Origin of the sequence: Mycobacterium sp. GA-1841 (assembly GCF_001954135.1) — a bacterium.
Classification (GTDB): domain Bacteria; phylum Actinomycetota; class Actinomycetes; order Mycobacteriales; family Mycobacteriaceae; genus Mycobacterium.
In genome coordinates, this window is the sequence record NZ_MBEQ01000098.1 from 1 (window position 1) to 13,818 (window position 13,818).

The window sequence follows — 13,818 nt, forward strand, 5'->3', positions numbered from 1 at the left end:
TACGACGAACACACCGCCTGGGCACACCGCGCACAAGCCGCCGCTTGACACTTAGCTCCCAGGGATGTCTCGCGGAGGGGATCAAGCCAGGGTGTCCTGCGGCTCGCGCTGGATCGGCTGCGGCCAGGGCTCCGGCTTGGGCCGTTGGCGCACCATCTGCGGCCACCAGAACCACTTGCCCAGCAGTGCGGCGATGGACGGGGTCATGAAGGCCCGGATCACCAGGGTGTCGAACAGCAGACCCAGGCCGATCGTGGTGCCCACCTGGCCGATCACGGCCAGCTCGCTGACCGCCATCGACATCATGGTGAACGCGAACACCAGACCTGCGGCCGTCACCACCGAGCCGCTGCCGCCCATGGCGCGGATGATGCCGGTGTTCAAGCCCGCGTGTATCTCCTCTTTGAGTCGGGAGACCAGCAGCAGGTTGTAGTCCGCACCCACGGCCAACAGGATGATCACCGACATGGCGAGCACCATCCAGTGCAGTTCCAGCCCGATCAGGTGCTGCCAGATGAGCACCGACAGACCGAACGCGCTGCCGAGGGAGATCACCACCGTGCCGACGATGACCGCGGCCGCGACCACACTGCGGGTGATGATCAACATGATGATGAAAATCAGGCACAGCGAGGCGATTCCGGCGATCAACAAGTCGTAGTTGGCGCCTTCCTGCATGTCCTTGAACGTGGCCGCAGTACCGCCGAGGTAGATCTTGGAGCCCTCCAGCGGCGTGCCCTTGATGGCTTCCTTGGCCGCCAGCTTGATGGCATCGATGTGCTTGATGCCCTCCGGGCTCATCGGATCGCCCTCATGGCTGATGATGAACCGCACCGCATGCCCGTCGGGGGACAGGAACATCTTCATGCCGCGCTTGAAGTCCGGGTTCTCGAAGGTCTCCGGCGGTAGGTAGAACGTGTCGTCGTTCTTGGCCGCGTCGAAGGCCTGACCCATGGCGGTCGAGTTGTCCTGCATGGCCGCCATCTGATCCTGCATGCCGCCCTGGGTGGCCTGCATGGTCAGCATCATGGTCTTCATCGTCTTCATGGTGGCGATCATCGGCTGCATGTTCGCGATCATCACCGGGATCAACGCGTTCATCTTGTCCATGTCGGGCACGATTCCCTCGAAATCGGCTGTCATGGTGTCGATTCCGTCAAGGGTGTCGAACACCGAGCGGATCGACCAGCACATCGGGATGTCGTAGCAGTGCGGTTCCCAGTACAAATAGTTGCGGATCGGCCGGAAGAAATCGTCGAAATCCGAGATGTTGTCCCGCAATTGCTGGATGTCCGCGAGCATCCCGTGCATGTTGCCGACCATGCTGTTCATCACGTCGCGCATCTGCTCCATCAACGCGATCATCTTGGTCATCGTGTCGATGGTGATCTGCATTTCGTCAGCCTGCTTGAGCATGTCGTCCATGCGGTCCTGCATGTACTTCTGATTCATGGTCTGGGTCGTGCCCTGCATGCTGATGTTGAACGGGATCGAGGTGTGCTCGATCGGTGAGCCCTGCGGACGGGTGATCGCCTGGACCCGAGAGATGCCGGGCACCTGGAAGATTCGCTTGGCGATCCGCTCGATCACCAGGAAGTCCGCGGAGTTGCGCAGATCGTGATCGCTCTCGATGAGCAGCAGCTCGGGGTTCATCCGGGCCGGTGAGAAGTGCCGGTCGGCCGCGGCGTAGCCACTGTTGGCCGGCAGGTCGGCCGGCATGTACTCGCGGTCGTTGTAGTTGGTTCGGTAGCCGGGCAGGGTCAGCAGACCGACCATCGAGATGGCGATGGTGGTGATCAGGATCGGTCCGGGCCAACGCACCACGGCCGCACCGATTTTGCGCCAGCCGCGGGTCCGTGAGGCCCGTTTGGGTTCCAGGGTTTTCCCGAACCGGCTGGCGATGGTGATGATGGCCGGTCCGATGGTCAGCGCGGCGGCCACCACGGTCACCATGCCGATGGCCAGCGGGATGCCCAGGGACTGGAAGTAGGGCAACCGGGTGAAGTGCAGGCACAGGGTGGCGCCGGCGATGGTCAGGCCCGAGCCCAGCACCACGTGTGCGGTGCCGTGGAACATCGTGTAGTAGGCCTGTTCTCGATCTTCACCGGCTCCTCGAGCCTCTTGATATCGCCCGATCAGGAAGATCGCGTAATCGGTGGCCGCGGCGATGGCCAGGGTCACCAACAGGTTCGTGGCGAAGGTGGAGAGCCCGATGATGTTGTAGTAGCCCAGGAAGGCGATCATGCCGCGGGCTGCCGTGAGGGACAGCACCACCATGACCAGGGTGAGGATCACCGTGATGATCGAGCGGTAGACCATCAGCAGCATGATGATGATGACCGTGAAGGTCAGCGCCTCGATCATCCGCATGCTGCGGTCGCCGGCGATGTTCTGATCGGCCGAGAGTGCGGCCGGGCCGGTGACGTAGGCCTTCAGTCCCTGGGGCGCCTGCACACTGTTGACGATGTTCTGGACGGCTTCGACGGATTCGTTGGCCAGCGCCTCGCCCTGGTTACCGGCGGTGTAGACCTGCACGTAGGAGGACAGACCGTCGGAGCTCTGCGCGCCCGAGGCGGTCAGCGGGTCGCCCCAGAAATCCTGGACGTGCTCGATGTGCTTTTTGTCGGCTTCGAGCTTGTCGACGATCTCGTCGTAGTACTTGTGCGCGTCGTCGCCGAGGGGGTGGTCGCTTTCGAGGACGACCATCACCGAGCTGTTGGACTTGAACTCCTGGAACACCTCGCCGACGCGCTTCATCGCGACCATGGACGGTGCTTCGTCCGGTGTCATCGACACCGAACGCATCTTCCCGACCTCTTCGAGCTGGGGGACGATGACGTTGAGGACGGCGATCAGCGCGATCCAGCCGATGATCAGCGGCACCGACAGGCGCCGGATCCACTTGGCGATACCGCCGTGGTTGGTGTGTCGTGGTGCGGAGGCGACCGGGATCGATTCCGTCGGGGCGTCGTAATTGCTCATGCAGATTTCACCAAGCAGAAGGTCTGGGCGTTCACGCCGTTGGAAGTTCTCTCGTCTTTGACCTCGTCATCGACGGTGATGCGGCAGCTGATCGTGTCGCCGTTGCCCTGGGCGACGATGTTGGGGAAGACCGACGGTGCGGTGGATTCCAGGCGCAGCGTCCACGGCAGGGTGACCCCGTCGATGCGCTGCGGCTGGGCGTCGAGGTCGAGGTAGTTGACGTCGGCGTACGCGCCGGGTTCGCCGTAGATCTCGTAGACCACGACCTTGGGGTCGAACGGCTTGGTGTCATCGACCTTGGCGCTGGAGATGCCGGAGCCGTCGCCGGCGCCGAAGAACGTGCGCACCCGCATCACCGTGAAGCCGCCCACCACGACCACCGCGGTGATGATCAAAGGGATCCAGAACCGTTTCAGCAGCTTCATGTTCCCTGGTCGGCCTTTCGGAGGTCAGGTACGCGGTGACGTACCGGCTGGCTGCGAAGCTCCATCGCCACGTCGTGGTCATGTCGGCGTCGGCGGATTCCCACAACGGGGCATCCGCGTCGGCGTCCCCGCCGGAATCGTCCCGGAAGGGACTGGCCGATCTCTCCGAGATCAGCCTGCTGCCCGGCGTGCTGAGCGCGGTGATGTCGGCGACGAGCCGACACTGCTCGTGCAATGGGATGAAGGGTAGTACGCCCTCGGTGCTCCAGAGGGTGGGCCGCTCCGCGTCGAATCCGGCCTGGATCAGTGTGGTGGACCAATCACCGCTGATGGCGGCGGGCACACCACGCACGGCGGCCGCCGGGGTGATACCCGTCACGGCGTCGATCTTGACGTCGAGGATCGCCGGATCGTCGACGACGTAGACGGTGACCCCATCCGGCCAGGGGAGTTGGTACGGGCGCGGGTCGAGGTCGGAGGCGAGGAACACCACCTGGTCGATGCCGGTGTCGACGGCGGCCAGGAGGTAGGAGTCGAGGAGTTCTGCGGCATCAAGCATGCATGCGCTCGGCATCAGCACTCCTCCCCGCGGGTTCCTTGCCGGATGTAAAGTGAAACTTATACAGTCGGCTAACTGCGATCAAGTTAGTTCGTTTAATTTACGGTGTGATCTAGCACCCTTGGATACGCTCAGCGCGACGAAGGGACAGGTGTGGCGAAGGCTGTTGCGCCGCGTGGCTTTGCGCGCGAGAGGGTGCTGGAAGCGGCGTTGAGCCTGTTCGCGGAGCACGGTGTCAACGGCACGTCGCTGCAGATGATCGCCGATCGGCTGGGTGTCAGCAAGGCCGCGGTCTACTACCAGTTCCACTCCAAAGACGAGATCGCGCTGGCAGTCATCCAGCCCGTCTTCGACGACATGATGAGGCTGGTCCGCATCGCCGAGTCGATGTCGTCGCCCGATGCGCGACGCGAAGCCGCCGTCAGCGGCATGGTCGATCTCGCCGTGCGGCACCGCCGGATGACCGCCGTCGTTCACGGCGACCCGGTCATCGACGGTCTGGTGCAGGGTCGCGCCGAGCTCCAGGACACCATCGAACGGCTCACCGTCATCCTGCTCGGACCCCATCCCGACGCCACCGGCCGGATCTGCATGTCGGTGCTCGCCTCGGGTATCTACGGCAGCGCCACCGACCCTGAGCTCAACGACATCTCGGACGAGGAACTTCACCGGGTGCTGTTGGATTGCGCGCAACGGCTACTGCCGGCGGCCTCCACATTGCAGGCCTGACGGCTACCAACGGCAGGCCTCGGCACCCCACCCCGAGTCCACCGCACGGAAGGCGAGCAGGTGCCGTTGCCACCAGGGCAGCGGTGCGGCGAGCGCGGCATCGCTGACCGCATCGTCCGCCATGTGCGAAACCCCGTCGCGCACGTAGGCGAGACCGATGCCGTCGAGACCCGCGTCCCGCCAGAGCAACACACTGCGGCGCAACTCGAGCCAGGGAATCCGGACCGGCGGGTCCTCCGACACCCAGCGGGCCTGACGGCGCAGGTACGTCAGGTCGTCGGTCCGGTCGGGTAAACGCAGACCTACCACCGTCACCGTGTCGCGCTGGTAGCCGACGAGTTCGAGGGCGCCCATCCCGGGAAGCAGGTGATTGGTGGTGCCGTCCTCGGTGCGCAGGTTGGAAAACATCGAATAGTTCGCGACGGTCTTGAGACCCAGATACGGCGTCAACCCGTTGACGAACGCCAGTAAGGGCACCAACAGCAACACGACGAGGGGTAGCCGCCGGGACTCCGTCGTGGCGACCGGCACGGCACGATATCGCTGCACCACCGCATACATGCCCGGACCCACGGCGACGGCCCAGGTCAGCACCAGCAGCGTGTGCCAGGGCAGGCCGATCGGGCTGTCCGGTGACTCGGCAGCACTCGACACCACGCTCAACAACACGTGCGCCGCGAAGCCGGTGAGCGCGACGCGGCGCAGCGTGCGGCGCGGCTGCCCGTCTACGGCGAACGCCTCCGTCGGGACCAGCAGCACATACACCGCGAAGACCACCGTGGCGAAGTCATAGAACGAGGCCAATGCCAGCACCGAGTGGAATCCGACCCCCAGCAGCACGCCCCGATACCGCCACCGCGGCACGGCCAGCAACACCAGCAGGGCCGCCTCGATCACCACCGTGCTGACCGCCACGAATTGGCCCACCACCGGACCGGGCATCACACCGTCGACCCCGTTGATCCACAGGAGCTGGCTGAACAGCTCACCTCCGCACGATGTCGCCGGCGTGAAATACGCGGTGTTCAACTTGTCGAAGACCGTGAACAGATATACGACCAGCAACACCAGGCAGACCGGGCTGCGCGCACTCTGAAGCCAGCGGTCGACAAAGCCGTCGGGCCCGCTCGGAGCGCTACGATCCGCCAGCGCCCACACCGCCGCGCCGCCCAGGACCAGAGCCACCAGCAGGCTCATCACCAGATGGTTCGATGCGGCCGGCAGGCTCAGCACCGCCATGCCCGCCCCGGCGATCAAGGCCAGCCCGGCCGAGGCGACCGAGCCGAAGAAGATCAGGGCCGGCAGGGCCGCCAGCAGGACGGGCAACGCCGCTTGAGGCTGGCTGTCGGAGAAGTGGAACACCAGGCCCATCGCGAACAGCATCCCGAACCAGCCGAGTTGCTCACGGGCACCGGCATATTCGTCCGTTCGGACGTTGCTGCGCCAGTGCATTGAGAACACTGTACCGGGCCGGTTTCCCGGGTTGCCCAACCCCACCGCCGCAGCGACGCCCTCGGCGTAATCTGGGAGGTGATGGATGGCTGCGGTAGGGCCCAAACACCTTGCTGCATAACGGAAAGGACAAGAAATGAGTATGGTCCATTCATCAATCGACCAGCATCCGGACATCCTGGCCCTGCGGGCCGGGTACGACCGTGTGGCCGAGTCGATGGCCGCCCAGATCACCTTCGGCCTGACGTTGCTGACGGCGATGTATGTCGCGTTGTCGCCATGGATCGTCGGCTACGACGCCTTCGGCAGGCTCACCGTGAACGATCTGATCGTCGGCGGGGCGATCGCGCTCCTGTCGATGAGTTTCAGCTTCGCCCTGGACCGCGCGCACGGTATGACGTGGACGCTGCCCATTTTCGGTGTGTGGCTGATCATTTCGCCGTGGGTGTTCATCAATGGGCCGACGGCCGGAATGATCTGGTCACATGTGATCAGCGGTGTACTCGTGATGCTGCTGGGCTTCACCGCGATGTACTTCGGCATGCAGGTGCGCAATACCGAAGTGCGCCAGGCCTAGCTGGTAGGCAGGTCCGGTGCGCCGGATCTCGAGCCGACCTCTGCCGGCCGGCCGAGACTCTGTGTGCCCGATATCGCGACGTGTTCGCCGGACATTGCGTCAATTTGCGTCCGGTACCGGGCTTTGCGCCATATCCTGGGCAAACGACTTCCAAGACGGCGATGGCGGGTAACGAACTGCTGACATGAAGCTGGCGGGGCGGGAAGAAGAACTGGCGGCGATCCGTCGTTCCCTTGGTGGGCCGGGAACCCATCACGGCGTGCTCATCGTGGGCAATGCCGGCGTCGGCAAGACACGCCTGGCCCGCGAAGCGCTCAGCCATGCGGCGGCCTCCGGACTGCGCACCAACTGGTTCGTCGCCACCGAATCCGCGCGCGCCATCCCGCTCGGAGCGTTCACCGGATCTCTCAGCCAGAGCATGTGCGATCCGCTGCCCGACGTGCGCCGGGTGATCGACTCGTTCGTCGCGCAGCAACGTGCGGGAAAGGTCGTCATCGGTGTCGACGACGCTCACCTGCTCGACCCGCTGTCGGCGCACGTCGTCCACCAACTGGCGCAGACCCGAGGGGTGCGTCTCGTCGTCACCGCGCGATCCGGTGGGCCGGAACCCGACGCGGTGACCGCGTTGTGGAAAGACAGTCTGCTCGACCGGATCGACCTCGAACCGCTGTCGATCACCGCGGCCACCACGTTGATCGAGTCCGCCGTCGGCGGTCCGGTCGACAGCCGAACCGCACGACGGTTCTGGAAGCTCACCGGTGGGAATGCGCTCTATCTGCTGCAACTGGTCAAGGACCAGGTCGCGGCCGGCCAGATGCACGAATCTGCGGGCGTGTGGATGTGGAACGGGGATGTGGCTGTCTCCCAGAGCATCACCGACATGGTGGGCCGGCGGCTCGGCGAACTGAACCCCGGCATGGCGCTCGTGCTCGACACGCTCTCGCAGTGCGAGCCGCTGAGCGTCGAGATTCTCGACGATCTCGTCGACCATGGCGACCTGGAGGCGGCCGAACAGATGCATCTGGTGTCCGTCGAGCGGTCCGGACGCGATCTGATGGCCACACTGTCCCATCCGCTCTACGGGGAACTGCGCCGCGCGACTGCCGGTGAGATGCACCTGTCGCGCATCCGCGGCAGGCTTGCGCAGCGGCTGGCTCGTACACCCGACGGCGACATGCGCGAGACCGTACGACGGGCCCTGCTGGCGCTGCACTCCGACCTGCCGCCGGATCCGGACCTGTACCTGACCGCGGCACGCTGCGCCGCGGTGCTGCTCGACCCCGATGCAGCAGACCGATTCGCCGCTGCCGCAGCCGAATGCGGCGCCCCCGAGGCCGCGCCGATGCGTGCCATGACACTCATCCTGCTGAGCCGTGGTGAGGAGGCCGAGGCGGTCCTGCAGGACATCTCCGCAGACGGCCGACCCGACAGTCATCATTGGGCGACCGTGCGGGCGATCAATCTGGCCTGGATGCTCGGCCGTCCACGCGACGCCGCGGCCATCCTGGAAAAGATCGCCGACCCATCCGAATCCGAACAACAGCAGATGGAACGGCTTGCCATTCAGGCGTGTGTCGATGCGGTGCTGGGCCAATGCGTGAGCGCCGAGGAAAAAGCCAGGGCGGCACTGGAATACGATGGGCTGCCGGACCTACATGCCATGATGGCCTCGATCGCTCTGACGATGGCACTTGGTGCGCTGGGACACGTCGACGAGATCGACGGTGTGGCACAGCAGGCGATCGATCGGGCCCTGACCTCGTTCGAATCCTCCCCGATGCGGTTCTGGTTCGGCGCGGTCCACGGCCGGGCCTGCCGGCTGACGGGCCGGATCGGTGAATGCGTGGCGATGGCGGCCCGGTTGGATGAGTCGGCACGTGAGGTCCCCGGCCTGGTGTATGCCAACCTCGCCTACCTGCTCGGCCATGCCGAGCTGGTCCGGGCTGATCTCGGCGCCGCCGTCAAGCACCTGCACGAGGCCTATGCAGGTGCCGAAACACACGATGTGACAACGGGTTTGCGGGTGGCCAGCTGCTTCTCGCTGGCCGAGGCGCACGCCAAACTCGGCGAGGCCGCCGAGGCGAAGGAAGCGTTGGCCCGGGCCGGCCGACGGGTGCCCGACGACTACGTGTTCATGCACACCGCGATGTCGGTGGCCACCGGATGGACCCTGGCCGCCGGCGGGGCGCTCACCGAGGCGATAGCCGTCGTGCGCGATGCGGGCCGCAACGCCGCGCGGTGTGCTCAGCCGACACATGAACTGGCCTGCCTGCAGGCGGCCGCACAGTGGGGAGACAGCTCCGGAGCGGCCCGGGCACGCGAGCTCGCGGAGACGCTGAAGTTGCCGTTGGCCGATACGGTGGCCCGGCACATCGAGGCGCTGGCCGCCGATGACGGCGCCGGATTACTGTCTGCCGCAGAGGATTACCGGGCGTTCGGCGATCGGGCCACGGCCGCCGACGCCACCGCGCAGGCCGCCGTCGCCTTCGGCCGTCACGGTCAGGCAAAGCGCAGCGCCTATGCGGCCGCCATCGCGCAGGAGCGCGCCGCCGAGTGCGGCGGGTTGTGCACCCCGGCGTTGCGCAACCCGGCCGGTCAACCGCTGACGCAGCGGCAACGGGAGATCGTCGAGTTGGTGGTCGCCGGGTTGAGCAACAAGCAGATCGCCGAGCGGTTGGTGATGTCGGTGCGCAGCGTCGAAGGCCACCTGTACCGGGCTTGCCAGCGGGTGGGTGCCTGCAGCCGTGAGGAACTGGCCGCGATCCTGAGGCGTGGCCCGAGCCGGGAGTGACCCGCGGTGCCGGGTTGCTGGGGGGTGCCTACGTGCAGACGGCGCCGACGGCCGCCGACTGGACCAGCTTGGTGTACTTGGCCAGCACGCCCGTCTTGTACCGCGGTGGCAGCGGCTCGAAACCGGCCTTGCGGGACTCGAATTCGGCCTCGTCGACCAGCACGTCCAGCGTCCCGTTGGCCACGTCGAGCCGGATCCGGTCACCGTCGCGCACGAACGCGATCGGCCCGCCGTCGACGGCCTCGGGGGCGATGTGCCCGACGCACAGCCCCGTCGTGCCGCCGGAGAACCGGCCGTCGGTCATCAGCAACACGTCCTTGCCCAGACCGGCACCCTTGATGGCGCCGGTGATGGCCAGCATCTCGCGCATGCCCGGACCGCCCTTGGGCCCTTCGTAGCGGATCACCACGACGTCGCCGTGCGTGATGGTGCCGTCCTCCAATGCGTCCAGCGCGGCCCGTTCCCGCTCGAAAACCCGTGCGGTGCCCTCGAACACGTCGGAATCGAAACCGGCCGACTTCACCACCGCGCCCTCCGGCGCCAGCGAACCGTGCAGGATCGTGATGCCGCCGGTCGGGTGGATCGGGTTGTTCATCGCCCGCAGCACCTTGCCGTCCGGGTCCGGCGGCGCGATGTGGGCCAAATTCTCCGCCATGGTCTTCCCGGTGACGGTCAGGCAATCGCCATGCAGCAGACCGGCATCCAGCAGCGCGCGCATCACCACCGGCACGCCGCCGATCTCGTCGACGTCCTTCATCACGTGCCGGCCGAACGGCTTCACGTCGGCCAGGTGCGGCACCTTGTTGCCGACCCGGGTGAAATCGGCCAGGGTCAGCTCGACCTCGGCCTCGCGGGCGATCGCCAGCAGGTGCAGCACCGCGTTGGTGGAACCGCCGAAGGCCATCACCACCGCGATGGCGTTCTCGAAGGCTTCCTTGGTGAGGATGTCGCGGGCGGTGATGCCGCGGCGCAGCAACTCGACCACCGCTTCGCCCGATTTGCGGGCGTACTCGCCGCGGCGCTTGTCCACGGCCACCGGTGAGGCACTGCCGGGCAGGGACAGACCCAATGCCTCGGCCGCCGACGCCATGGTGTTGGCGGTGTACATGCCGCCGCAGGCGCCCTCGCCCGGACAGATGGCGCGCTCGATGATGTCGACGTCTTCGCGTGACATCAGGCCACGCACGCACGCGCCGACCGCCTCGAAGGCGTCGATGATCGTGACTTCCTTCTCGGTGCCGTCGGTCAGCTTGGCGATGCCCGGCATGATCGAGCCGTTGTAGAAGAACACCGAGGCCAGGTCCAGCCGCGCGGCCGCCATCAACATGCCCGGGATCGACTTGTCACAACCGGCCAGCAGCACGGTGCCGTCCAGGCGCTCGGCTTGCACCACGGTTTCGACGCTGTCGGCGATCACCTCACGGCTCACCAGCGAGAAGTGCATGCCTTCGTGGCCCATCGAGATTCCGTCGGACACCGAGATGGTGCCGAACTCCAACGGGTAGCCGCCGGCCTCGTGCACACCGGCTTTGACGTCCTGGGCCAGGCGCTGCAACGACATGTTGCACGGCGTGATCTCGTTCCACGATGAGCCGACGCCGATCTGCGGCTTCACCCAGTCGTCGTCGCCCATGCCCACCGCACGGAGCATTCCGCGGGCTGCGGCCTTCTCCAGGCCGTCGGTGACGTCGCGGCTGCGGGGCTTGATATCGGGCTGGTCGGCAGGAGACATGCAGGCAAGTATGCCCCTCGGTTAGTTAGCCGCCCAAATTCTTTGTGTGGCTGCGACGCAGGTCAGCCGGTCCATTCTGTGGACTTGGTGGTGAGGTCGAGGCCGAGGAAGAACCCGATCACCGTGCACGCGATCGACACCACGGGCCAGACCCACAACCACCGGCGGGTGAAGAACACCATGACGATGCTGCCGACGACGCCGGCTGCCAGTCCGCCGCCGATCCAGCCCCAGGTGGTCGGATAGACCTGATCGTCATACGGGGTGGGGCCGCACGTCGCGTGGCAGGTGTCGGTGGCCATCCCGAAGAACAGCGACATCCAGACGGCGGCGGCGGCACCGAGCACGGCCGCCACCCACAGCGCGATCGTGAGGATGAGGCTGAGCACCGTCACCGTGGTACCGATCGTCGACCGCCCGTCCGGGGGTGCCGGTGGCGGTTGGCCGGGCCAGCCGGGTGGACCAGGCCAGGGAGGCTGTGACATCGCGTTCAGCTTACATACCCCAGTGGGGTACCCGTATACTTGAGCCATGGACGCGGCTGACAACTCAGGTGCACACGGCTACTCGGCGCAGAAGGAGAACTACGCCAAACGGCTGCGCCGGATCGAGGGCCAGGTCCGGGGGATCGCCAAGATGATCGACGAGGACAAGTACTGCATCGACGTCCTCACCCAGATCAGCGCCGTCAACAGCGCTCTGCAGTCCGTGGCGCTCGGTCTGCTCGACGAGCACCTCGGCCATTGCGTGACGCAGGCCGTCGCCGAAGGCGGCGACCAGGCCGAGACCAAGCTGGCCGAGGCCTCGGCGGCCATCGCCCGCCTGGTTCGCTCCTAGTCGCCCAGTGCCTGATCGATCCGCTCCACCTTGGCGGTGAGCTGGCCGGTGTAGCCGGGCCGAATATCGGCCTTGAGCACCAGGCTGACCCTGGAAGACACCGCAGCTACGGCATCGACGGCCTGTTTCACCACGGCCATCACCTCATCCCAGTCACCTTCGATGTTGGTGAACATGGCGTTGGTCTCATTGGGCAGCCCGGAAGCGCGCACCACCCGCACGGCTTCGGCCACCGCGGCGCTGACACTCCCGGACTCATCCCCACCGGACGGGCTGATGCTGAAGGCGACGATCACGACATCGATTGTGCGCCCGCGTTCGTAACCTTGTGGCGGCCGCCTGGCGGAAATCCCGCCCTGAGGTTACAAACGCGGCCTGGAAAAAGCGTGCTGACGGGACGGCTACCACGCATCGCGCCTCCGCGGCATTACCGTGGGATTCCAGCATGACCTCCAGCGTCACCGGCGAATCGCTCGCCGCCCACACAAGCCCGTGGACACCGCGCGTTGCCATGCAACTCGCGGCGCTGGCGGCCGCGGCGTTCGTCTACGTCACCGCCGAGATCTTCCCGGTCGGTGCGTTGCCGGCGATTGCCACGGACCTCGACGTCAGCGAAGGTCTGGTGGCCACCTTGATGGCCGGTTATGCGCTGGTCGCCGCGCTCACGACGGTGGGTCTGGTCCGGCTGACCGCACGGTGGCCGCGCCGCCGGACGCTGGTGGCGACCCTGGTGTGCCTGACGCTGTCGCAGGTGGTCTCGGCGCTCGCGCCGAACTTCGCGGTGCTGGCCAGTGGCCGCGTGCTGTGCGCCCTGGCCCACGGCCTGATGTGGTCGGTGATCGCGCCGATCGGTGCACGGTTGGTGCCGGCCAGCCACGCCGGCCGGGCCACCGCCGCGGTCTATGTCGGCACCGGCCTGGCGCTGGTGGTGGGCAACCCGCTCAGCGCGGCGCTCAGCGAGCTGTGGGGATGGCGGCAGGCGGTCACGATCGTCGCCGTCGCCGCCGCTGCGGTGGCCCTGGCTGCGTGGGCGCTGTTGCCGCCGCTGCCACCCCTGACCGTCGCGCCGACGCCGGAAAGCCCGCGCCGCCACATGCGTAATCGCCGTCTGGTCTTCCTGTCGGCGTTGACCCTGATCGGCGTCACCGGACACTTCATCGCCTACACCTTCATCGTGGTGATCATCCGTGACGTGGTCGGCATCCACGGCCCGCACCTGGCCTGGCTGCTGGCCGGTTTCGGCATCGCCGGTCTGGTCGCCATGGCGGCCATGGCGCGCCCGCTGGATCTGTGGCCCAAGGCCTCGGTGCTCGGCTGTCTGGCCGCGCTGGCCGCCGCGCTGGTGACGCTGTCGGCGCTGGGGTTGGGGCACGTGCACGGAGCCGTCGCAGTGGGGCTCGGCGCGGCCGCGATGATCGTGTGGGGCGCCGCGTCCACCGCATTGCCGCCGATGCTGCAGGCCTCGGCGATGCGCACGTCCCCGAGCGACCCGGACGGCGCCTCCGGCCGGTACGTCGCCGCGTTTCAGGTCGGCATCATGGGCGGTGCGCTGATCGGCGGCGGCATCTACGACCACGGCGGCGCGACTGCGGCGGTCGGTGCCGCCGCGGCGCTGATCCTGGTCGCGATGTGTGGTGTCGCGTTGTCTCGGGGTGTGTTCGTGGTTTCCTGCGCCACCAGCGAGAAGTAACACAAGATCACCCGAGGGCGATGAAACTCGCAGTTCAGCGCCAT

General features: G+C 66.5%; 12 protein-coding genes. 5 read left to right on the plus strand and 7 right to left on the minus strand.

Annotated features, from left to right (window positions below):
- Positions 1-81: 81 nt before the first annotated feature.
- The 3 genes from A5740_RS22985 to A5740_RS29235 are packed head-to-tail and all read right to left on the minus strand — an operon-like array spanning position 82 to position 3,981.
- Entirely contained in the window at positions 82-2,982 is a 2,901-nt protein-coding gene (locus tag A5740_RS22985) for an RND family transporter (protein ID WP_076197932.1), read from the minus strand.
- On the minus strand, positions 2,979-3,362 hold the full coding sequence (locus tag A5740_RS22990) for an MmpS family transport accessory protein (protein ID WP_254849308.1): 384 nt from the start codon (positions 3,360-3,362) through the stop codon (positions 2,979-2,981). Before A5740_RS22990 ends, A5740_RS22985 begins: the two co-directional genes overlap by 4 nt.
- Positions 3,271-3,981: an SAM-dependent methyltransferase gene (locus tag A5740_RS29235; protein WP_139335306.1), complete on the minus strand. Its 711-nt coding sequence runs from the start codon at positions 3,979-3,981 to the stop codon at positions 3,271-3,273. Before A5740_RS29235 ends, A5740_RS22990 begins: the two co-directional genes overlap by 92 nt.
- A 138-nt stretch (positions 3,982-4,119) precedes the next feature.
- Between A5740_RS29235 and A5740_RS23000 the strand changes: the two genes are divergently transcribed.
- Positions 4,120-4,695: a TetR/AcrR family transcriptional regulator gene (locus A5740_RS23000; RefSeq protein ID WP_076197936.1), complete on the plus strand. Its 576-nt coding sequence runs from the start codon at positions 4,120-4,122 to the stop codon at positions 4,693-4,695.
- 3 nt (positions 4,696-4,698) lie between these two features.
- On the opposite strand, the gene A5740_RS23005 is transcribed toward A5740_RS23000, so the two are convergent.
- On the minus strand, positions 4,699-6,147 hold the full coding sequence (locus A5740_RS23005; protein WP_076197938.1) for a hypothetical protein: 1,449 nt from the start codon (positions 6,145-6,147) through the stop codon (positions 4,699-4,701).
- A gap of 136 nt (positions 6,148-6,283) precedes the next feature.
- On the opposite strand from A5740_RS23005, the gene A5740_RS23010 reads away from it, so the two are divergent.
- The gene (locus A5740_RS23010) at positions 6,284-6,724 is read left to right on the plus strand and encodes an SPW repeat protein (RefSeq protein WP_076197940.1); all 441 of its coding nucleotides are present in this window, start codon (positions 6,284-6,286) and stop codon (positions 6,722-6,724) included.
- A 184-nt stretch (positions 6,725-6,908) separates the two neighbouring features.
- Positions 6,909-9,515: a LuxR C-terminal-related transcriptional regulator gene (locus A5740_RS23015; protein ID WP_076197942.1), complete on the plus strand. Its 2,607-nt coding sequence runs from the start codon at positions 6,909-6,911 to the stop codon at positions 9,513-9,515.
- A 28-nt stretch (positions 9,516-9,543) separates the two neighbouring features.
- Here the strand turns inward: A5740_RS23015 and ilvD are convergent, their stop codons facing one another.
- Together ilvD and A5740_RS23025 are read right to left on the minus strand one after the other, a co-directional pair.
- Entirely contained in the window at positions 9,544-11,247 is a 1,704-nt protein-coding gene (gene ilvD / locus A5740_RS23020) for a dihydroxy-acid dehydratase (RefSeq protein WP_076197944.1), read from the minus strand.
- Between the two features lie 62 nt (positions 11,248-11,309).
- Positions 11,310-11,732 (minus strand): hypothetical protein, encoded by a 423-nt coding sequence (locus A5740_RS23025; protein ID WP_139335307.1) that lies wholly within the window; start codon positions 11,730-11,732, stop codon positions 11,310-11,312.
- A gap of 46 nt (positions 11,733-11,778) precedes the next feature.
- Between A5740_RS23025 and A5740_RS23030 the strand changes: the two genes are divergently transcribed.
- On the plus strand, positions 11,779-12,084 hold the full coding sequence (locus tag A5740_RS23030) for a metal-sensitive transcriptional regulator (protein WP_076197948.1): 306 nt from the start codon (positions 11,779-11,781) through the stop codon (positions 12,082-12,084).
- Here the strand turns inward: A5740_RS23030 and A5740_RS23035 are convergent.
- The gene (locus A5740_RS23035; RefSeq protein ID WP_076197950.1) at positions 12,081-12,380 is read right to left on the minus strand and encodes an MTH1187 family thiamine-binding protein; all 300 of its coding nucleotides are present in this window, start codon (positions 12,378-12,380) and stop codon (positions 12,081-12,083) included. The genes A5740_RS23030 and A5740_RS23035 overlap by 4 nt on opposite strands.
- Before the next feature lie 149 nt (positions 12,381-12,529).
- On the opposite strand from A5740_RS23035, the gene A5740_RS23040 reads away from it, so the two are divergent.
- Positions 12,530-13,774, plus strand: a complete 1,245-nt coding sequence (locus A5740_RS23040; protein WP_076197952.1) for an MFS transporter — start codon at positions 12,530-12,532, stop codon at positions 13,772-13,774.
- Positions 13,775-13,818: the final 44 nt, after the last annotated feature.

Bases quoted from the DNA above. Each gene is read 5' to 3' on its own strand.
- A5740_RS23015 (WP_076197942.1), top strand. From the start codon at position 6,909: ATGAAGCTGGCGGGGCGGGAAGAAGAACTGGCGGCGATCCGTCGTTCC.
- ilvD (WP_076197944.1), bottom strand. From the start codon at position 11,247: ATGTCTCCTGCCGACCAGCCCGATATCAAGCCCCGCAGCCGCGACGTC.
- A5740_RS23005 (WP_076197938.1), bottom strand. From the start codon at position 6,147: ATGCACTGGCGCAGCAACGTCCGAACGGACGAATATGCCGGTGCCCGT.
- A5740_RS23040 (WP_076197952.1), top strand. From the start codon at position 12,530: ATGACCTCCAGCGTCACCGGCGAATCGCTCGCCGCCCACACAAGCCCG.
- A5740_RS29235 (WP_139335306.1), bottom strand. From the start codon at position 3,981: ATGCCGAGCGCATGCATGCTTGATGCCGCAGAACTCCTCGACTCCTAC.
- A5740_RS23030 (WP_076197948.1), top strand. From the start codon at position 11,779: ATGGACGCGGCTGACAACTCAGGTGCACACGGCTACTCGGCGCAGAAG.
- A5740_RS23025 (WP_139335307.1), bottom strand. From the start codon at position 11,732: ATGTCACAGCCTCCCTGGCCTGGTCCACCCGGCTGGCCCGGCCAACCG.
- A5740_RS22985 (WP_076197932.1), bottom strand. From the start codon at position 2,982: ATGAGCAATTACGACGCCCCGACGGAATCGATCCCGGTCGCCTCCGCA.
- A5740_RS23010 (WP_076197940.1), top strand. From the start codon at position 6,284: ATGAGTATGGTCCATTCATCAATCGACCAGCATCCGGACATCCTGGCC.